This window comes from Desulfovectis peckii, from assembly GCF_055391705.1.
Window position 1 is genome coordinate 2,232,261 of the sequence record NZ_AP042409.1, and the last position, 20,972, is coordinate 2,253,232.

Here is a 20,972-nt window from a genome sequence, read left to right on the forward strand (position 1 = left end):
TTTACTTAGTTATCTTTATTTAATGCAATCTTTGTCATCCCGTTCATATACGGCTGCAGCACCGGCGGAATGGTAACACTGCCGTCCGCTTCCTGATAATTTTCTAAAATTGCGGCCAGTGTTCGCCCTACAGCTAAACCCGAACCGTTTAAGGTATGGACAAATTCCGGCTTGGCTTTTGGCTCTCTTCTAAATTTGATATTTGCCCTTCTGGCTTGAAAATCTTCAAAATTACTGCATGATGAAATTTCCTTGTAGCCGTTATAGCTAGGCAGCCATACTTCAATGTCATATGTTTTAGCGGCGGAAAATCCTAAATCTCCAGTACATAAGGTTACTACCCGATAGGGTAATCCCAATCGCTGCAGTACTTCCTCTGCATTTTGCAAAAGCTTTTCTAATTCTTCATATGAATTTTCCGGGCGGGTAAATTTTACTAACTCTACTTTGTTAAATTGGTGTTGCCTGATTAAACCACGAGTATCTCTTCCGGCAGCCCCGGCTTCCGCTCTAAAACAAGCACTGTAAGCGCAGTGATAAATCGGTAATAAATCCGCGCTTAATATTTCGTCCCGATAAAGGTTGGTAACCGGTACTTCTGCAGTTGGTATAAGATAATAATTTGCATCTTCTAACTTAAACATATCACCTGCAAATTTCGGCAACTGCCCGGTACCAATCATACTGTCGGCATTAACGATAAACGGTGGGAATACTTCGGTATAACCGTGTTCTTGAGTATGCAAATCCAGCATAAAGTTGATCAATGCCCGTTCCAGCCTTGCTCCCATTCCTTTATAAAAGGAAAACCTTGAACCGCTGACTTTACTTCCCCGTTCAAAATCAATAATATCTAACTTCTCACCAATCTCCCAGTGAGCTTTAACGGGAAAATCAAAATCACGCGGCTTACCCCATTTTTTAACTTCCACATTATCATTTTCATCCGTACCTACCGGCACACTATGATGGGCAATATTAGGTATGTTAAGCATAAACTGATGAATTTCTTCTTCAATCTTTTTAATTTCTTCATCTTTATCCTTAATACTCTGAGAAACTTGACGCATTTCCTGTATTAATTCTTCTGCCGGCTGACCGGATTTTTTTAGTCTGCCAATCTCTTCTGATACCGTATTTCGCTTATTTTTAAGTTGTTCAACCTCAACAAGTTTGCTGCGACGCTGCTCGTCCAATTTCAAAAAATCATCCAATGAGACATCAACAGCTCTGTCCTTTAAAGATTTTTTTACTATATCCGGATTTGCACGTACAAACTTAATATCTAACATGGTTTCGCCCCCATAACTGCTTTATCTGCTAAATACTTACTTTAACCTTTAGTAATTATACTATAGAGGTTTCTTGTTGTAAAATCTTACTTTAATGGGAACTAAAACACCTGTATGCTGATTATTTCAAAGGGACTCAAAAATGAGTCCCTTCGAAATTCAATCATCACTACAAACTGACCAGCTTCACATCTAAAATTGCTTCTTCGCCGGCAATTTCTTTCAATGTATCATCACAAATCAAGGTATCCACTGCCAATACCATAACAGCAACGCCGCCCTGTTGCTGACGCCCTACCTGCATGCCGGCGATGTTAATATTATGTTGTCCGAGTATTGTTCCGACTTTACCAATCATACCCGGTTGGTCAATATGCGGAATCACTAACATATGACCTTGAGGTACAGCATCAATTCTATAGCCGTCAATATTTATTATTCGCGGATCATTATTCAAGAACAGTGTGCCGCTCAGAGTTCTTTCACCTTGATCGGTAATTACCTTGACAGTTATGATGTTGTTGTAATTCTGACTTTGCTCTTGTGTGGTTTGCACAACCTCAATATTGCGGTTTCTGGCAACAACCATCGCATTTACAAAATTAATCTTTTCTTGCAGTATCGGATCTAATAATCCTTTTAAAAGCATGGTGGTAATTGGGTTTATCTCATATTTAGCAATATCGCCGCCGTAAATTACCTCAACTCTTTTAATTCGACCGTTAAGTAATTGAGCTTGAAACTTACCCATTTTTTCTGCCAATTTTAAGAACGGACGTATTTTAGCCAATGCTTTTGGACTTATCGATGGGATATTAACAGTATTTCTGACCATATTTCCCTGCAAGTAATCAGCAATCTCTTTGGCTACATCTATAGCAACATTAAGTTGGGCTTCAACAGTAGATGCTCCCAAATGCGGCGTAGCAATAAAATTGTCAAATTCATAAAGGGGGCTGTCGGTATTTGGTTCTTTTTCAAATACATCCAGCGCCGCACCGGCTACTTTTCCGCTTTTTAAACCTTCGTATAGCGCTTCTTCATCTACAATACCGCCGCGAGCACAGTTAATAATTCTTACACCGTCTTTCATTTTGGCTATTGCCTCAGCATTAATCATATGCCTGGTTTCTTTAGTCAGCGGCATGTGCACGGTAATGAAATCCGCTTCTTTAATGACATTATCAAAAGATGTAATTTCTATCCCCATATTTAAAGCATTTTCCGCGGATATATAGGGATCATAAGCCAAAATCCGCATTTCCATAGCCATAGCTCTTTTTGCTACCGCAGATCCAATCCGTCCTAAGCCAATTATGCCAAGTGTTTTATTTCTTAACTCTACACCTAAAAAGGCTTTTTTGTTCCACTCACCTGCTTTTAGCTTAGCTGTTGCTGCCGGAATTTTACGTGCCAGTGCCAACATCATTGCCATAGTATGTTCGGCAGCTGCTATCGTATTTCCGTCAGGTGCGTTAACTACAATTATCCCTTTATTTGTTGCCGCTTCCAGGTCGATGTTATCCACACCTACTCCTGCTCGACCTACGATTTTTAATTTATGAGCATGCTCGAGCAGCCTAGCTGTTACCTTCGTCGCGCTGCGAACGATCATTGCATCATAATTACCTATAATCTTAATTAATTCATCTTCGTTCATTTTGCCGCCAATATCAACAGTAATGTCCGGAACCTCATATAAAGGTGCCAAACCCTGCTCTGCAACGCCATCCATTACTAATACACGCATTTTACTCACTCTCCCCCAAGAAAACCATTTGTGCCTCTCGCACACCCGCTCCTAACTCTGCCTTGTAACCGCATTCGTTTAGTGCCATTTCCAAGGCTCCAATGGTTAAGATAATATCCGCCTTTGATACATAACCCATATGAGCAATGCGGAATATTTTTCCTTTTAGTTCTCCCTGACCGCCTGCTACCATAACCCGATACTTTTCTAGTAAAGTTTTGCGCAATTGGTCTACATTTACTGTCATCGGACACTGTACCGCTGTTACAGTATTCGAAGAATATTCAGGTGCAGCAAGTAATTCCAGTCCTAAGCCCTGAACAGCGGCTCGGGTGGCTTTAGCCAACAACTCATGACGTTTAAAAACATTTTCTAAGCCTTCTTCTAAGATCATATCCAAAGCCGCTTCCAAACCGTAAAACAGTGATACTGCCGACGTATAGGGAGTGTTATTCTTTTCAATCGATTTTCTATATTTAAGTAAATCAAAGTAATATCTCGGTGCCTTGTTTTGCTCAATAACATTCCATGCTTTCGGACTGACACTTATAAAAGCCAAACCCGGTGGTAACATAAATGCTTTTTGTGAGCCGCTGACCATAATATCAACTTTCCATTCATCGGTTCGAACATCCATACCACCCATGCTGCTTACGGCATCTACAATCAAGACCGCTTGATGTTTTTCTACCAGTTCTCCTAAACCTTTAATATCATTAACTACAGCAGTTGAAGTTTCATTATGAGTAGCCATTACCGCCTTGATATCCGGATTGGCTTCCAATTTTTCTTTAACAGCTCGCAGGTCTACATCGTAACCCCAACCAAATTTCATTTCGTCCACTTCCGCCCCATATTTACGGGCTAATTCACCAAAACGTTCACCAAATTTACCGGTATTAAGCGTAAGTACTTTATCCCCAGGGTTTACAATGTTCGCTACCGCTGCTTCCATGGCACCGGTGCCGGAACTTGCCAGTACAAAAACATCATTTTGAGTTTGAAATACCCTCTTTAACTTTTCAGTAACTCTGCCAATTAAGGCGGCAAATTCCGCACTGCGATGGCCAATTATCGGTTTAGACATAGCAGCAACCACAGGCGGCGGAACCGGAGTCGGTCCCGGAATCATTAAGTAAAGCTTTTCTTTCATAAAAATCCCTCCACACAAAAATATTTATAATTTATAAATTATTTTTGCTTTGTTACCGCCAGGGAAAATAAAAAATCTCTCGTCCCTGACAGATAACCCATCAGGGACGAGAGATACTTCTCCCGCGTTGCCACCCTTTTTGACTAAGACAGAGTTTCTTAGTCCTCTCTTTCCGGGATAACGGCCGTTAGCCGTACCTGCTTACTCAAAAACTTTTCGGCAGGTCCTCTACGAGGTGGATTTCGTTGATACCATTTACCGGTTCACACCAACCACCGGCTCTCTGAAAAATGAGTTCAACTACTTATCCTCGTCATCGAGTTTTCTAAAAATGAAATTATGATGTAGATTTTATCACAACCTGCCAATCTTGGCAAGGTAATTTTTTATTTTTTTTATTATTTTTTGATAGCAAAGATGTATTGGCCATTAATTATCTTCTTATTACGGTTCACTGAGATAACCGCCTTTTATAAGCCATACATATTTTAGTGTGTATATTAGCAATTATTTTATTTACCCCGGGGATAAAATACTCTTCAAAAATTTATTTTTTATGGCGCCCTTACCCATAATGATTTAAATTGTTCGACTATCACTATATAACATAATACAGTTCCGATTTTTACCGATGTCCAGCAATGCTCAGCACAATCTATTGCCTGTGATATTGTCGGGTTTTTTGTTAATGTACAAACTAAACTATTATTACTTACCATAGCCGGCAAGTTAATATCACCGTTATTAACTTTATACCCTAATAATGAGCCCATTATAAACGATAAAATTATCATCGCGGTAATAAACAGTTTAAATAGTTTTCTCATAATGCTACCCCCAAATACTGGCAACGCGGCTGATTTGCTTACAATACTAGCAAAGCTAAACAAACCATAAATTCTATTATAATTCACTGTTTATTACGTTTAATTGTCATGTACCAATAAAAGATTATTATTATGAATTATTGCACTCTAATACTTGGTTTTTTATTGTGTTTTACACCATAAAAAAGAGCGTGCCGCATAACTAATTTTTAGCGACACGCCCTCTTTTCACAACAACAATATTACCTTATCACCGGTAGGGACAGATAATTATAGCTACCCGTTTCAGCATGTGCAAATTTCTTTACCGAGACGGCGCGGAGACTGCCTCCTGGATTAATTACCAGCCTCGTTCTTGCAACCGCTGTTCCGGTGCAAGTGTTTTAATTTCCAGTCCCGGCATTGCTTCACCAAGATCTTTTGATACTTCTGCTAAAATTTTGGGATCGTCATAATGTTTTGTAGCAGCTACAATAGCTTTCGCCCTGGCTACCGGATCTTTTGATTTAAAGATACCGGAACCAACAAAAATACCGTCACAGCCCAGCTGCATCATTAGTGCAGCGTCTGCAGGTGTGGCAATCCCACCGGCTGCAAAGTTAACCACCGGTAATTTACCTAATTCATGCACCTGAAGTAAAAGATCGTACGGTGCTCCCATTTTTTTAGCCGCAGTCACTAACTCTTCTTTAGGTAAATTTTGAATATACCTAATTTCATCCATTATTTTGCGCATATGGCGCACTGCTTCAACCACGTTTCCTGTACCGGCTTCACCTTTAGTGCGAATCATAGCTGCACCTTCAGCAATCCGCCGCAGTGCCTCTCCTAAATCCCGGGCACCACAGACAAAGGGAACTTTAAATTCATTTTTGTTAATGTGAAATTCTTCGTCCGCCGGGGTTAAGACTTCGCTTTCATCTATAAAATCAACACCCAGTGCTTCTAAAATTTGAGCCTCTACAAAGTGTCCAATGCGTGCTTTTGCCATTACCGGTATCGTTACCGCATCCTTAATTCTTAAGATGACAGTGGGATCAGCCATTCTGGCAACTCCGCCCTCTGCGCGGATATCCGCCGGGACACGTTCTAAAGCCATTACCGCAACAGCACCTGATTCCTCTGCTATTTTAGCCTGCTCCGGCGTAGTTACATCCATAATAACTCCGCCTTTTAACTTTTCAGCAAAATCTCTTTTTGCCGTTAAAATATCTTTTTCTACCAACTTTTCTCTACCTGCCTTTCTCTACACTTAACCAGCTTATTTTATAATAATCTACATCTATTAACAAGACAAGTAAATCATTTTGTGCAATAAGCTGCTCTCGCAGCCTATTTTAACAACATCATTTTATTTCTTATTCTAACAGCATAAGCAAAACCCTGAGGTTTAATTCCTCAGGGTTTTGGCAAATTTATAAAATTTTATTTCGGCGGCGACCTACTCTCCCAGGGCTCAAGCCCAAGTACCATCGGCCCTGCAGGGCTTAACTTCCGTGTTCGGGATGGGAACGGGTGTACCCCCTGCGGTATTGCCACCGAAAATATTGTTTTCATTCTTAGGCAGGCCTGTCTTACGGCCTGTTCGCTAGCGGTCTGCCAAGGCATTTACGCTCCGCAAACACGCCGGCACATATACTTGTACGAGCTCCGCCGCCTCCGGGTGCCTGCGGAACTCGGAGCAAAGCTCCTCGAACAGTCCTCGGCACTTACCCTCCGGCGGCGTCGCTCTTTGAATGCGCCGGCTTATCGTTTGCTCCGGCAAATGCCTTGGCGTTCAGTATCGTTGCAGGATACCATGTCTGCTGTTCCTTCAAAACTGTACAGCGAGTCAAGAAAAGCTTTCAGGTCAAGACCTCGACCTATTAGTACCGGTCAGCTAAACACATTACTGTGCTTACACATCCGGCCTATCTACCACGTAGTCTTCGTGGGGTCTTACTCTTGCGATGGGAAACCTCATCTTGGAGGGGGCTTCGCGCTTAGATGCTTTCAGCGCTTATCCCTTCCGGACATAGCTACCCAGCTATGCCTCTGGCGAGACAACTGGTACACCAGCGGTCCGTCCAACCCGGTCCTCTCGTACTAGGGTCAGCTCTCCTCAAGTTTCCTACGCCTGCGACGGATAGGGACCGAACTGTCTCACGACGTTCTGAACCCAGCTCACGTACCGCTTTAATGGGCGAACAGCCCAACCCTTGGGACCTACTCCAGCCCCAGGATGCGATGAGCCGACATCGAGGTGCCAAACCTCCCCGTCGATGTGAACTCTTGGGGGAGATAAGCCTGTTATCCCCGGGGTAGCTTTTATCCGTTGAGCGACGGCTCTTCCACTCGATACCGCCGGATCACTAAGCCCTACTTTCGTACCAGCTCGACTTGTCAGTCTCGCTGTCAAGCTCCCTTTTGCCTTTACACTCTCTAGGCGCGATTTCCGTCCGCGCTGAGGGAACCTTTGGGCGCCTCCGTTACCCTTTGGGAGGCGACCGCCCCAGTCAAACTGCCCACCTGACACTGTCCTCGTACCGGCTTACGGTACTAAGTTAGAATTCCAATATCTCAAGGGTGGTATCCCACAGTCGACTCCACAAATACTGGCGTACTTGCTTCTCTGTCTCCCACCTATCCTGTACATGAAATACCGAAACCCAATGTCAAGCTGCAGTAAAGCTCCACGGGGTCTTTCTGTCCTGTCGCAGGTATCCGGCATCTTTACCGGAACTTCAATTTCACCGAGTCCCTCGTTGAGACAGTGCCCAAATCGTTACGCCATTCGTGCGGGTCGGAACTTACCCGACAAGGAATTTCGCTACCTTAGGACCGTTATAGTTACGGCCGCCGTTTACCGGGGCTTCAATTCAGAGCTTCGGGTCATTTCCCTAACCCTTCCTCTTAACCTTCCGGCACCGGGCAGGCGTCAGCTCCTATACGTCAGCTTTCGCTTTAGCAGGAACCTGTGTTTTTGCTAAACAGTCGTTTGGGCCTGGTCTCTGCGGCCTCTTCTCGCTCCGTTTGTTCTAACTTCACGATAATGAGGCACCCCTTCTCCCGAAGTTACGGGGTCATTTTGCCGAGTTCCTTAACGAGGGTTCTCTCGCGCGCCTTAGGATTCTCTCCTCGCCTACCTGTGTCGGTTTGCGGTACGGGCACCAACTTCCTCGTTAGAGGCTTTTCTTGGCAGTTTGGGATCGGCTACTTCGCTACTTTTTTTTCGCTCCCCTTCACCTCTCGGGCTTTTTGATAAGCGGTTTTGCCTACTTATCACCCTACGGGCTTGGACGCACTTTTCCAACCGTGCGCTTAGCCTACCCTCCTGCGTCACCCCATCCTTCAAACGGTCGTTGGTGGCATCGGAATCTCAACCGATTGTCCATCGCCTACGCCTTTCGGCCTCGGCTTAGGTCCCGGCTTACTCTGGGCGGACGAGCCTTCCCCAGAAAACCTTAGGCTTTCGGCGGGCAGGATTCTCACCTGCCTTTTCGTTTACTCATACCGGCATTCTCACTTCCCAACGCTCCACAGCTCCTTTCGGTACTGCTTCCGCGCGTTGGCAACGCTCCCCTACCTCTGAATGGTCCATACCATCCAAACCAAAGCTTCGGTGCATGACTTAGCCCCGTTACATTTTCGGCGCAGGGTCACTTGACCAGTGAGCTATTACGCACTCTTTGAATGATGGCTGCTTCTAAGCCAACATCCTGGTTGTCTCTGCAACCCCACATCCTTTCCCACTTAGCCATGCTTGGGGACCTTAGCTGTTGGTCTGGGCTGTTTCCCTCTCGACTACGAATCTTAGCACCCGTAGTCTGACTCCCGGGATTCAAGTGGCCGGCATTCGGAGTTTGATTGGGGTCGGTAACCGGTGAAGGCCCCTAGCCCAGTCAGTGCTCTACCTCCGGCACTCATTCCCGAGGCTAGCCCTAAAGCTATTTCGGGGAGAACCAGCTATCTCCGAGTTCGATTGGCTTTTCACCCCTACCCACAGCTCATCCGCCGTCTTTTTAACGACGGTCGGTTCGAGCCTCCACTGAATTTTACTTCAGCTTCACTCTGGCCATGGGTAGATCACCCGGTTTCGGGTCTACTTTAACGAACTATGCGCCCTCTTCAGACTCGCTTTCGCTGCGGCTCCGGCTTTCCAGCCTTAACCTCGCTCGTTAAAGTAACTCGCCGGTCCGTTCTGCAAAAAGTACGCCGTCACGCTTTTAACGCGCTCCGACTGCTTGTAAGCACATGGTTTCAGGTTCTATTTCACTCCCCTCCCGGGGTGCTTTTCACCTTTCCCTCACGGTACTTGTGCACTATCGGTCGCTTTAGGTATTTAGCCTTGGCAGGTGGTCCTGCCGGATTCCCACGGGGTTCCACGTGTCCCGCGGTACTTGGGATACCTCTTTGGTTCGGTTATCTTTCGCCTACAGGAGTGTTACCTTCTGTGCTCCAGCTTTCCAGCTGTGTTCAGCTAGATAACCCAAATCCAATTCTTGAGGTCCCGCAACCCCGGCAATGCAAGCATTGCCGGTTTAGGCTACACCCCGTTCGCTCGCCGCTACTTAGGGTATCGAGTTTTCTTTCTTTTCCTCCGGGTACTTAGATGTTTCAGTTCCCCGGGTGCCCCCCGTTTAGCTATGGATTCACTAAACGGTGACGGGAGTTCGCTCCCGCCGGGTTGCCCCATTCGGAGATCTGCGGATCAACGCTTGTTTGCAGCTACCCGCAGCTTTTCGCAGCTTACCACGTCCTTCATCGGCCTAAAGCGCCTAGGCATCCACCATGTGCTCTTACTATCTTGACCTGGTGAAATTGTTTCTACCTACTCTCGCTTCTCTTACTCGCTGTGCAGTTTTCAAGGAACATCTGGTGGAGACGAGCGGATTCGAACCGCTGACCCCCTGCTTGCAAGGCAGGTGCTCTCCCAGCTGAGCTACGCCCCCATTTTACTTTTGTGATACGTGAGTCGTCAGAGAAAAGAAATTAGCATTGCTAATTTCTTCTTACTCTCAGCTCTAACTTCTCACTTTTCAACTGGTGGGACTGGGTGGACTCGAACCACCGACCTCACGCTTATCAGGCGTGCGCTCTGACCGGCTGAGCTACAATCCCTTAATCCTTCAAAACTGAACAGTGCAAAGAGATGAATGATCGACCTAGGAGCGAGAGGTAACACCTTGTCTCCTCTCAGTTACTCCTTAGAAAGGAGGTGATCCAGCCGCACCTTCCGATACGGCTACCTTGTTACGACTTCACCCCAATCATCGACCCCACCTTCGACGGCTCTCTCCTCTTGCGAGGTTAAGTCACCGGCTTCGGGTGTTGTCGACTTTCGTGGTGTGACGGGCGGTGTGTACAAGGCCCGGGAACGTATTCACCGCAGTATGCTGACCTGCGATTACTAGCGATTCCTACTTCATGCAGGCGAGTTGCAGCCTGCAATCCGAACTGGGACCTGCTTTCTGGGATTCGCTCCGCCTCACGGCTTCGCTGCCCTCTGTACAGGCCATTGTAGCACGTGTGTAGCCCAGGGCATAAGGGGCATGATGATTTGACGTCATCCCCACCTTCCTCCGTTTTGTCAACGGCAGTTCCGTTAGAGTGCCCAACTTAATGATGGCAACTAACGGTAAGGGTTGCGCTCGTTGCGGGACTTAACCCAACATCTCACGACACGAGCTGACGACAACCATGCACCACCTGTCTCTCCGTCCCATAAGGGAACTCCCTATTTCTAGGGATGGCGGAGGATGTCAAGCCCTGGTAAGGTTCTTCGCGTTGCGTCGAATTAAACCACATGCTCCACCGCTTGTGCGGGCCCCCGTCAATTCCTTTGAGTTTTAGTCTTGCGACCGTACTCCCCAGGCGGAGTGCTTAACGCGTTTGCTACGGCACTGAAGGGGTCGATACCTCCAACACCTAGCACTCATCGTTTACGGCGTGGACTACCAGGGTATCTAATCCTGTTTGCTCCCCACGCTTTCGCGCCTCAGCGTCAGTTACAGGCCAGGAAGCCGCCTTCGCCACGAGTGTTCCTCCTGATATCTACGCATTTCACCGCTACACCAGGAATTCCACTTCCCTCTCCTGCACTCAAGCTAACCAGTTTTAGAGGCATGCTGCAGGTTAAGCCTGCAGGTTTCACCTCTAACTTAGTTTGCCGCCTACGCGCCCTTTACGCCCAGTAATTCCGGACAACGCTCGCCCCCTACGTATTACCGCGGCTGCTGGCACGTAGTTAGCCGGGGCTTTCTCGTATGGTACCGTCATTATCTTCCCATACAACAGAGGTTTACAGTCCGAAGACATTCTTCCCTCACGCGGCGTTGCTCCGTCAGGCTTTCGCCCATTGCGGAATATTCCCCACTGCTGCCTCCCGTAGGAGTCTGGACCGTGTCTCAGTTCCAGTGTGGCCGGTCACCCTCTCAGGCCGGCTACCCATCGTCGCCTTGGTAGGCCTTTACCCCACCAACTAGCTAATGGGACGCGGACTCATCTATCAGCGGTATCCCCTTTCAACATCAGAACTTGTGTCCCGATGTTCGTATCCGGTATTAGCCCCTGTTTCCAAGGGTTATCCCGGTCTGATAGGCAGATTATCCACGCGTTACTCACCCGTCCGCCGCTAAGTAATCGGCAATTCCGTCCGAAAACTTCATTGCCGATCCTTCGCTCGACTTGCATGTGTTAGGCACGCCGCCAGCGTTCGTCCTGAGCCAGGATCAAACTCTCCGTGAAAAATTATCTCAGAAAGCTTTTTCCAAGCTCTGCGTTATCCTGAATTACTCATCTTCTTAAACGGGTATTTCCTTGCATTCATCTCTTGCTCACTGTTCAGTTTTCAAGGATCCAAATAACTTTACTGTTAAACTTATTTACTGTTTTTTCAGCAACATCTTTTAGTTTAACAGTATTGTTATCCGCTGTCAATTGGTAATTTTTAATTTTTATTTATTAAAAAATAACACTGCCTGTTTACTTAAAGCCACAGTTAAACTTATTAACTGTGCTTCTTAAACACAGCAGTGTTAATATACCATGTTTATTTTACAGTGTCAATAGAAGAAATGTTATTTATCTTTTTTTGTATCTGTATGAAATCTAGTCATGGCAACAACCTTATCGTTTTCGTCCAGCCTCATTAAAGTAACACCTTGCGTTGAGCGTCCCATTGTCGGAATGTACTTAGTTTCTAATCTAATGATTACACCTTCTGCACTGATAAGTAAAACTTCATCATCTTCCTGAACAACATGTAAAGCAACGGCATATCCGTTACGTTTATTGGTTTTTATATTAATTATTCCTTTTCCCGCTCTAGATTGCAGCCGATATTCATCAATTGGGGTACGCTTGCCAAAGCCATTTTCAGTTACTACTAATATATAACTGTCTTCTTTAACCCGATCTACTCCAATCACTAAATCATCGTCAGCTAAATTGATACCTTTAACACCTCTGGATACCCGTCCCATTGCTCTTACATCAGATTCAGGAAATCTAATTGCTAATCCTTTTTTAGTTCCAAGTATAATCTCTTCATCACCGTTAGTAAGTAAAACATTAACTAAATGATCATCTTCATCAAGATTAATGGCAATAATGCCGTCACTTCTTGATGTATCATATTCTTTAAGAACAGTTTTCTTAACAATTCCACGACTGGTGCACATGAACAAATATTTATCATCATCAAATTCTTTTATCGGAATTACTGCATTAATAAATTCATCGTTATCTATATTAATTAAGTTAACAATAGCCGTTCCTTTAGCATGGCGGCTGGATTCGGGTATTTCATGTGCTCTTACTTTATAAACCTTACCCTTATTGGTAAAAAACAAAATATAATGATGTGTCGTGGTGGTAAAGACTTGGCTTACCGCATCTTCTTCTTTAGTTCCCATTGCAGTAACACCGCGTCCCCCACGCTTTTGACTGTGATATATTTCCAAAGGAGTTCGTTTAATATATCCATAATCGGTTAATGTAACTACAATATCTTCTTTAGGAATTAAATCAATCTCATCCAGTTCAACAACATCATTACTAATTTCCGTACGACGTTCATCATCAAATTTCTTTTTAACTTCTGTCAACTCATCATTAATAATGCCCAATACCAATCTTTCATCCGCCAATACTGATCTTAAATAAGCTATTTTTTCCAGTAATTCCTTATATTCAGCCTCTAATTTTTCTATTTCCAGGCCGGTTAAACTGCGCAATCTCATCTCTATAATTGCATTGGCCTGTATTTCAGTTAAATTAAAGCGTCCAACTAACCTATCTCTAGCTTCCTGTGTTGTTTTTGACGATTTAATAATTTGTACTACTTCATCAATATTGGCTACAGCAATTCTTAAGCCTTCAACAATGTGCGCCCTTGCTTCGGCTTTATTTAATTCGTACTTTGTTCGGCGAGTAATAACATCTTTTTGATGCTCTAAATAATAAAAGAGCATCTCTTTCAAGTTCAATATCCGAGGTTGTCCGTTAACTAAGGCCAGCATAATGATGCCAAAACTTTCTTCCAGTTGCGTATGTTTATAAAGTTGGTTTAATATCACTTTTGCGTTTGCGTCTCTGCGCAGTTCTATTACCACACGCATACCGGAACGATCTGATTCATCTCTTAAATCAGTTATTCCGTCTATTTTTTTATTTTTAACCAACTCTGCAATTTTCTCTACCAAGCGCGCCTTATTAACTTGGTAAGGTATTTCAGTGACAATAATGGCTTTTTTACCTTTACCGATCTCTTCAATCCGTGTTTTTGCCCTGATTATTACGGTCCCCCGGCCGGTTTTGTAGGCCGACCAAATTCCTTTGCGGCCCATAATTTTTGCGCCGGTTGGAAAATCCGGCCCTTTAATCACTTGCATTAACTCATCAATACCGACATTAGGGTTTTCAATCAGTAATTTTACTCCGTCAATAATCTCACCTAAATTATGGGGAGGAATATTTGTCGCCATGCCTACGGCAATACCGGCAGATCCGTTTACTAATAAATTAGGTATCTTAGAAGGCAATACAACAGGCTCTTTTGTTCGCCCGTCATAGTTTGGCATAAAGTCAACGGTTTCTTTATCAATATCTCTGAGCATTTCTAAGGCGATTTTAGCTAAGCGTGCCTCCGTGTAGCGCATTGCTGCAGCTGAATCGCCATCGACTGAACCAAAGTTGCCATGACCGTCTATTAATGGGTAGCGGATAGAAAAATCTTGAGCTAACCTAACTAAGGCGTCATAAATAGCAGCATCTCCATGGGGGTGAAAATCGGCCATCACTCTACCGACAATGTTAGCACATTTGCGATAACCCTTCTCCGGAGACAAGCCCAGTTCGTGCATGGCAAATAAAATACGGCGATGTACCGGTTTTAATCCGTCCCGCACATCCGGCAAAGCCCTGCCCACAATGACACTCATGGCATAGTCTAAATAAGACTGGCGCATTTCTTTATTAATGTCTATTGGTACAACTTTTCCTGTTAATTCAGGCATTTTTTCACCTCATACTAAGCAAGGTACAATTATTTAAATATCCAAATTTCTAACTTCTTTAGCGTTTTCATGAATAAACTCTCTTCTTGGTTCTACTTTGTCTCCCATTAACATGGTAAATATTTTATCTGCTTCCACTGCATCAACTAAATCCACTTGCAATAATGTACGAGTATCCGGATTCATTGTAGTTTCCCATAGTTGATCAGCATTCATTTCCCCTAATCCTTTATAGCGTTGAATGGTGATCCCTTCACGGCCAATTCGATTTAATAATTTTTCTAATTCTTGATCGGAATAACAATAATGTATATTCTTCCCTTTCTTCACCTGGTATAACGGAGGCTGGGCAATAAACAGGTAACCGTTTTCAATTACCGGCCTCATATATCTATAAAAGAAGGTTAATAAAAGAGTTCTAATATGAGCACCATCAACATCAGCATCCGTCATGATAATAATTTTATGGTAGCGTGCTTTTCGTATATCAAAATCATCACCTATGCCGGCACCCATAGCCGTAATCATAGATCTAATCTCTTCGTTGTTTAATATTTTATCCAGACGTGCTTTTTCAACATTTAAAATTTTCCCTCTTAAAGGCAATATAGCCTGAAAACGCCTGTCTCTTCCTTGTTTTGCCGATCCGCCGGCAGAGTCACCCTCAACGATATATAATTCAGAAACTGCCGGGTCCTTATCCGAACAATCGGCCAACTTTCCCGGTAACGAATTGCCTTCCAACGCACTTTTACGCCGCGTCAATTCCCTTGCCTTTCGCGCTGCTTCTCTTGCTCTGGCGGCAGCAATGGATTTTTCTAAAATTTTCCTGGAAACGGACGGATTTTCCTCTAAAAAAGTAGCTAAACTTTCAGCTGTAAAAGATTCAACTATGCCTCTTACTTCACTGTTTCCCAGTTTTGTTTTTGTTTGCCCATCAAATTGAGGTTCAGTAACCTTGACACTAATTACAGCAGTCATACCCTCTCTGATGTCTTCGCCTAACAGGTTACTTTGATTTGACTTTAAAATATTATGTTTACGTGCATAATCATTTAAAACCCTGGTTAAAGCGGCTTTAAGGCCAATTTCATGCGTACCGCCGTCAGTAGTTCTAATATTATTGGCATAAGAAAACAAGGTTTCTGTATAAGATTCGCTATACTGAATGGCTAATTCTACATGAACGTCATCTTTTATACCGTTAAAATAAATCGGTTTACTATGTATAACCTTCTTATTTTTATTTAGCTCTTTAACAAAATCAATAATACCGCCCTGATATTGAAACTTCATTTTTTTATCAGTGCGTTTATCGTGTAATACAATTTTGATACCTCGGTTAAGATATGAAAGTTCCCTTACCCGTTGGGCAATAGTAGCGGCATCAAATTCCAATTCCTCAAAAATAAGGTAATCAGGCTTAAAAGTTATCTTGGTTCCGGTATGCTTACTACTGCCAACTACTTCTAATTCTGTTACCGGCACTCCCCTTTTAAAGTGCTGCCGGTATGTCTTATTGTTTCGGTACACTTCTACTTCCAACCACTCGGAAAGAGCGTTGACCACTGATATACCGACGCCGTGTAGACCCCCGGAAACTTTATAACCTCCACTGCCAAATTTGCCACCGGCATGTAAGGTTGTTAACACAACTTCAACTGCCGGTTTACCAATTTTGGGATGAATATCAACCGGTATGCCACGACCGTTGTCAGTAACAGTAACTGAATTATCTTCATTTATTTCAACAAGAATATAGTCACAATATCCTGCTAATGCTTCATCAATACTGTTATCAATAATTTCATATACCAAATGATGTAGTCCCTTACTACTTGTGCTGCCAATATACATTCCGGGACGTCTTCTTACGGCTTCCAAGCCTTCTAAAACTTGTATTTCTCCTGCATCGTAACCAGTATTGATGTTAACTTGATCGTCCATATTACCCTCCATATAATCATTCAGAACCATATTATACCATAATAAAACTTATTATCTCAAGTTATACCCAGCCTGCATAAAAATAACCGTGATATACACGGTTCTATTTATCATCACTAATCGTCGCCAGTGACTGTTCGGAGCGCTTCTTTAATGTGTTACATGAAATTGGTGAAAGATATATTTCGTTAGAAGTAATTACAAAAGTTTTTTCCTTTTCATCACCGGTAATAGATTTAACAATCCCCTCATCATCGGCAATCTCTAAAAATTTCCTAGTTGATACTGCCTGCTTAGTACTATAATCCATAATGGCAATAATATCTTTTTTTAACACCATAACATCCCCACCCAAATGGAGAAACATCTAATCACCTTCTTTATTTTCTTGGTCGTTATTAATTATTAAACCTTCTTTTATTCTTATCAACTGATAATCATGATCCTGTAATATTTGGCTATTTAAGTTATTGGTTGTAATAAATGTTTGAATACCTTGTTTAGTTATATTTAAAAGCATCTTTTGTCTTTTTTGATCTAATTCAAATAATACATCATCCAGTAAAACTATTGGCTGCATGTTAAATTCTGTCAGATAAAGTGTCATTAATGCCAGTTTTAAACTCAACACTATAGTGCGCTGTTGACCTTGCGAGCCATAAGCTCTGGCATCTTTACCGTTTATTAAAAAGTTTATATCGTCCCGGTGCGGACCGACAAGCGTTTGGCAACGTCTTACTTCTTGTGGATGCATTTGTTTTAAGACTTGATAAAACCTTTTTTTTAAGGAATCTTCTTCCATGCGCCCATCAATTTTTAAAGAGGACAAGTACTTAATATCCAGCATTTCATAACCGTCAGTCAAGTGATAATAACATTTTTTTGCAATCGGGGCAAGTTTTTTTAGCATGGCCAATCTTAATAATAGGACACTTGTCCCGTTATCCACTAGCTGTTGATTCCACAGCTCAAGCATATCCGTACTTTCTTTAGATGCTTTAATACTTTTCAATAAGTGATTGCGCTGAGCAAGTATTTTGTTATATTTTCCAATAAAATGGGTATAAGGACTGTAAAAAGAACCAAGTTCATGATCTATAAACTTCCGCCTTACTGCCGGAGAGCTTTTTATCAGTTCTAAGTCATCGGGAGTAAACAAAATTACTCCTACTTGGGAAAAATCCCTTCTCTTTTTTTCTACGCCGTTAATTAAATACTTTTTTAAACCGGCTTTATTTAATGCTACCGATTGTTGCCATTTTCGACCTTTGTTTTCCAGTAAGCAAGTAACATTGCAATAATCGTTCTGCCAATTAATTACTTCTTTATCATCATTTGTTCGGTATGAATAGCCTTTTAAGTTAAAAAATATAGCTTCCAGTAAATTTGTTTTTCCCTGGGCGTTCGGGCCGATAATTATATTCAAATTATTATGGGGTGAAAATTCTAAATGCCGGTAATTTCTAAACATATCCGCCCTGATTTTTAAAATTTGCAATCAGGACACCTCTTAACTTATTACTTTAAATTGGCCTACATTTTCAACTTCTATTAAATCGCCCGGTACAATTTCCCTACTCCGCCGCGTTTCAACCTTTCCATTCACTTTTACCTTATGATTTTGTATTAATATTTTACTCTGTCCTCCGGTTGCGGTTATTCCCGCCCACTTTAAAAACTGATCCAGTTTAATAGTATCTTTAATCGCCACTTTATTAAGCAAAAGATTCACCTCTAGGCACTGCGTACCGGCAGTATCAGCGATAAATAGTCATCTTGTTCAATAGGTTTAATTACACCGGGACTTAGCGGTCCGTTTAGCTCAAAATAAATCTCTTCTTGCTCCAGCGCCCGTAATACATCTGTTAAATATCGGGCATTAAAAGCAATTTGTATCGGCTCGCCTTCAAAATATACTTTAATTTCCTCATGAATACCTCCTATTTCCGTACTGGCATTAATTGACAATAGATCCTGCTGTACGTTAAGTTTAATAACCTGGCTTCCAGTTTTTGTAAGTAACGCTGCTCTTTCAGTAGAATCTAACAGTTCCTTAACTTTAATTCTAAACCTGGACTTGTATTTATTGGGAATAACTTGTTCGTAAGCGGGAAACTGTCCTTCAATTAATCTGGATACGATCGTAGTATCTTGTAGTTTAAATAAGGCCTGATTACTGCCAATTGTAATTTTTATAACCTCATCATCATTAGCACTGATAATGCGTGTTAACTCGTTTAACGTGCGTCCTGGGATTATAACATTTGTTGAAGGTAATACCTGATTTAAAGTTAGTTTTTTTAATGCCAAGCGATGCGTATCTGTTGCTACCAGGGTTAACATATTTTCTTTGATTTCAAATAATACGCCCGTAAAAATCGGCCTGTTTTCATCAACACTGGTAGCATACGTTACTTGTTTTAATGTTTCTCGCAATACTTGTGTAGAAATTTCAAATGTAACATCACTTTCTACAGTAGGAAAAGAAGGATAGTCATTGGGACTGAATCCGTTTAGCTTAACTTCTGAGGTATTGTAATTAATTGTTACTATATTGGTGGTATCATCAGAACCCAAATCAATGGGTACGTCCGGCAGCTTGCGAACGATTTCTGTAATGTATTTTGCCGGAATTACCACTGCCCCTTCTTCAATAGTAGTAACCGGAACATAACATTCTATACCTATTTCTAAGTCAGTGGCAGTCATTTTTAGCACATTGCCTTCAGTTTTAAACAGTATGCCGGTTAACACCGGCAAAGGGTTTTTTGCCGATACCGCTTTTTGAACTGTCTGCACACCGTATAATAGATTTTCTTTTACAGTCGTTATTTTCATAAAAGAAAACTCCCTAACAATAAATATTAGTTAATTTGGTAGTAGTAGCAGTAGGGCCTGTGATTATGTGGAAACAGCCCTTAATTCTAGATACTGAACAAAAATTTGTTGTTATTGTTGTTGGTGATAATTTTTTAATACGTTCTAATTAAGTTGTAATTTAAAAAAATTTTTATACGATAATTTTTTAAATATCCCCACCATAAACATACAATTCATTCCGTAACATGTTAATTATATGAATAACTTAATTTTTAATTTTTTTGATAATTTGATTAATTGTATTTTGTAATGTTAAATCCTGCTTTAACTCATTATTAATTTTTTCGCAGGCGTGCAGCACGGTAGTATGATCTCTTCCGCCAAATTCCTCGCCAATTTTAGGAAGTGACAAGTCTGTTAACTCCCGGCAAAGGTACATGGCGATTTGTCTGGGAAAGGCAATTGCCCTGGTTCTTTTTTTAGCTTTCAAATCTTCTAGCTTAATTTTATAGTGATTAGCCACTGTTTCTTGAATTAATTTAATGGTAATTGGCTTTGGCTTACTGGGCGGTAAAATGTCTTTTAAAACATCGGCAGCCATTTCTGCAGTGATCGCACTTTTGGTTAATGATGCGTAAGCAATCACCCTAATTAAGGCACCTTCCAATTCACGTATATTGGTGTCAATTTTATCTGCTATATAGGTTATAGCTTCATCCGGTACTTCCAATCCCTCTAATTGGGCTTTTTTTCTTAGAATTGCTATCCTTGTTTCATAGTCAGGGGGTTGAATATCCGTTATTAATCCCCATTCAAAACGCGAGCGTAAACGGTCTTCTAATGTGGGAATGCTCTTAGGCGGACGGTCACTGGAAATAATAATTTGCTTATTGGCCTCATATAAGGTATTAAAAGTATGGAAAAATTCTTCTTGAGTACTTTCTTTACCGGCTAAAAACTGAATATCGTCAATTAGCAAAACATCAATCTTTCTGTATTTGTTTCTAAATGCTGCCGGATTATCATCTCGGATGGAATTAATTAGTTCGTTAGTGAACTTTTCTGAAGTTACGTAACATACATTGGCACTTCTGTTATTTTGTATAATATAATGACCTATCGCATGCATTAAGTGAGTTTTGCCCAGGCCTACCCCACCATAGATAAATAATGGGTTATATGCTTTTGCCGGTGTTTCGGCAACGGCAAGGGAAGCCGCGTGGGCAAATCTGTTACTGTTACCGACCACAAATGAATCAAAAGTATACTTGGGATTTAGTGGGCTGGATTCAAAATCGATATTAGAATTATCCACAGGTTGTGGACTGCGATTTAATTTTTCCGGAACTTCACTGGATAAAATCAATTGAATATTTACTTCTTTTTGCAAAACTTCTTCAAAAGCCTGTTTAATTAATGGGTTATAGCGTTCATCTAACCAGTCTTTGGAAAAATGATTAGGAACTTCAATTAATATAGTGCCACTGTACCATCCAAGGGGTGTCAGTGATGAAACCCATGTTTCAAAGGAGTTTTTATTTAGTCTTTTTTCTAGTATAGCTAGCACCTGCTGCCAGCTATCCACAACCTCTTGCTTAAGCATACCAACCTCCGGTAGATAATTTAGATATAATTAATAACGCTAAAAAAGCCTCAATTTAGAGGCGTCAAAACAGTTAATCACAA

General features: G+C 42.1%; 11 protein-coding genes, 2 tRNA genes, 3 rRNA genes and 1 other annotated feature. All 16 genes read right to left on the minus strand.

Features of this window, described 5'->3' with window-relative positions:
* Nucleotides 1-5 precede the first annotated feature (5 nt).
* Nucleotides 6-1,292: a serine--tRNA ligase gene (gene serS / locus ACZ5NG_RS11175; RefSeq protein ID WP_464251863.1), complete on the minus strand. Its 1,287-nt coding sequence runs from the start codon at nucleotides 1,290-1,292 to the stop codon at nucleotides 6-8.
* Nucleotides 1,293-1,461: 169 nt separating this feature from the next.
* On the minus strand, nucleotides 1,462-3,042 hold the full coding sequence (gene serA / locus ACZ5NG_RS11180; RefSeq protein ID WP_464251864.1) for a phosphoglycerate dehydrogenase: 1,581 nt from the start codon (nucleotides 3,040-3,042) through the stop codon (nucleotides 1,462-1,464).
* Nucleotide 3,043: 1 nt separating this feature from the next.
* Entirely contained in the window at nucleotides 3,044-4,195 is a 1,152-nt protein-coding gene (locus ACZ5NG_RS11185) for a pyridoxal-phosphate-dependent aminotransferase family protein (RefSeq protein WP_464251865.1), read from the minus strand.
* Nucleotides 4,196-4,294: 99 nt separating this feature from the next.
* Nucleotides 4,295-4,521, minus strand: a binding site (T-box leader).
* Nucleotides 4,522-5,362: 841 nt separating this feature from the next.
* Entirely contained in the window at nucleotides 5,363-6,247 is an 885-nt protein-coding gene (gene pdxS / locus ACZ5NG_RS11190; protein ID WP_464251866.1) for a pyridoxal 5'-phosphate synthase lyase subunit PdxS, read from the minus strand.
* 203 nt (nucleotides 6,248-6,450) lie between these two features.
* Nucleotides 6,451-6,565 (minus strand): 5S ribosomal RNA (gene rrf / locus ACZ5NG_RS11195).
* A gap of 302 nt (nucleotides 6,566-6,867) precedes the next feature.
* Nucleotides 6,868-9,814, minus strand: a 23S ribosomal RNA gene (locus tag ACZ5NG_RS11200).
* A gap of 63 nt (nucleotides 9,815-9,877) precedes the next feature.
* Nucleotides 9,878-9,953, minus strand: a tRNA-Ala gene (locus tag ACZ5NG_RS11205).
* 92 nt (nucleotides 9,954-10,045) lie between these two features.
* Nucleotides 10,046-10,122: transfer RNA gene (locus tag ACZ5NG_RS11210), tRNA-Ile, on the minus strand.
* A 90-nt stretch (nucleotides 10,123-10,212) separates the two neighbouring features.
* Nucleotides 10,213-11,748, minus strand: a 16S ribosomal RNA gene (locus ACZ5NG_RS11215).
* Together the 16S, 23S and 5S rRNA genes with 2 tRNA genes alongside form the textbook arrangement of a ribosomal RNA operon.
* Before the next feature lie 332 nt (nucleotides 11,749-12,080).
* Nucleotides 12,081-14,519 carry a DNA gyrase subunit A gene (gene gyrA, locus ACZ5NG_RS11220; RefSeq protein ID WP_464251867.1) on the minus strand — a complete coding sequence of 813 codons (2,439 nt, stop codon included), beginning with the start codon at nucleotides 14,517-14,519 and terminating at the stop codon, nucleotides 12,081-12,083.
* Nucleotides 14,520-14,552: 33 nt separating this feature from the next.
* Complete coding sequence (gene gyrB / locus ACZ5NG_RS11225; protein WP_464251868.1) at nucleotides 14,553-16,466, minus strand: DNA topoisomerase (ATP-hydrolyzing) subunit B; 1,914 nt, start codon at nucleotides 16,464-16,466, stop codon at nucleotides 14,553-14,555.
* Nucleotides 16,467-16,569: 103 nt separating this feature from the next.
* The gene (gene remB, locus ACZ5NG_RS11230) at nucleotides 16,570-16,833 is read right to left on the minus strand and encodes an extracellular matrix regulator RemB (protein WP_464251869.1); all 264 of its coding nucleotides are present in this window, start codon (nucleotides 16,831-16,833) and stop codon (nucleotides 16,570-16,572) included.
* Nucleotides 16,834-17,964 (minus strand): DNA replication/repair protein RecF, encoded by a 1,131-nt coding sequence (recF, locus tag ACZ5NG_RS11235; RefSeq protein WP_464251870.1) that lies wholly within the window; start codon nucleotides 17,962-17,964, stop codon nucleotides 16,834-16,836.
* A 12-nt stretch (nucleotides 17,965-17,976) separates the two neighbouring features.
* Nucleotides 17,977-18,198, minus strand: coding sequence for an RNA-binding S4 domain-containing protein (locus ACZ5NG_RS11240; protein WP_464251871.1), 222 nt, complete (start codon nucleotides 18,196-18,198; stop codon nucleotides 17,977-17,979).
* A gap of 2 nt (nucleotides 18,199-18,200) precedes the next feature.
* Nucleotides 18,201-19,304, minus strand: coding sequence for a DNA polymerase III subunit beta (gene dnaN, locus ACZ5NG_RS11245; RefSeq protein ID WP_464251872.1), 1,104 nt, complete (start codon nucleotides 19,302-19,304; stop codon nucleotides 18,201-18,203).
* 247 nt (nucleotides 19,305-19,551) lie between these two features.
* The gene (dnaA, locus tag ACZ5NG_RS11250; RefSeq protein ID WP_464251873.1) at nucleotides 19,552-20,889 is read right to left on the minus strand and encodes a chromosomal replication initiator protein DnaA; all 1,338 of its coding nucleotides are present in this window, start codon (nucleotides 20,887-20,889) and stop codon (nucleotides 19,552-19,554) included.
* Nucleotides 20,890-20,972 lie beyond the last annotated feature (83 nt).

Coding starts and splice junctions, on each gene's coding strand:
- serS (WP_464251863.1), bottom strand. CDS start 1,292: ATGTTAGATATTAAGTTTGTACGTGCAAATCCGGATATAGTAAAAAAA.
- serA (WP_464251864.1), bottom strand. CDS start 3,042: ATGCGTGTATTAGTAATGGATGGCGTTGCAGAGCAGGGTTTGGCACCT.
- ACZ5NG_RS11185 (WP_464251865.1), bottom strand. CDS start 4,195: ATGAAAGAAAAGCTTTACTTAATGATTCCGGGACCGACTCCGGTTCCG.
- gyrA (WP_464251867.1), bottom strand. CDS start 14,519: ATGCCTGAATTAACAGGAAAAGTTGTACCAATAGACATTAATAAAGAA.
- gyrB (WP_464251868.1), bottom strand. CDS start 16,466: ATGGACGATCAAGTTAACATCAATACTGGTTACGATGCAGGAGAAATA.
- remB (WP_464251869.1), bottom strand. CDS start 16,833: ATGTTTCTCCATTTGGGTGGGGATGTTATGGTGTTAAAAAAAGATATT.
- dnaN (WP_464251872.1), bottom strand. CDS start 19,304: ATGAAAATAACGACTGTAAAAGAAAATCTATTATACGGTGTGCAGACA.
- dnaA (WP_464251873.1), bottom strand. CDS start 20,889: ATGCTTAAGCAAGAGGTTGTGGATAGCTGGCAGCAGGTGCTAGCTATA.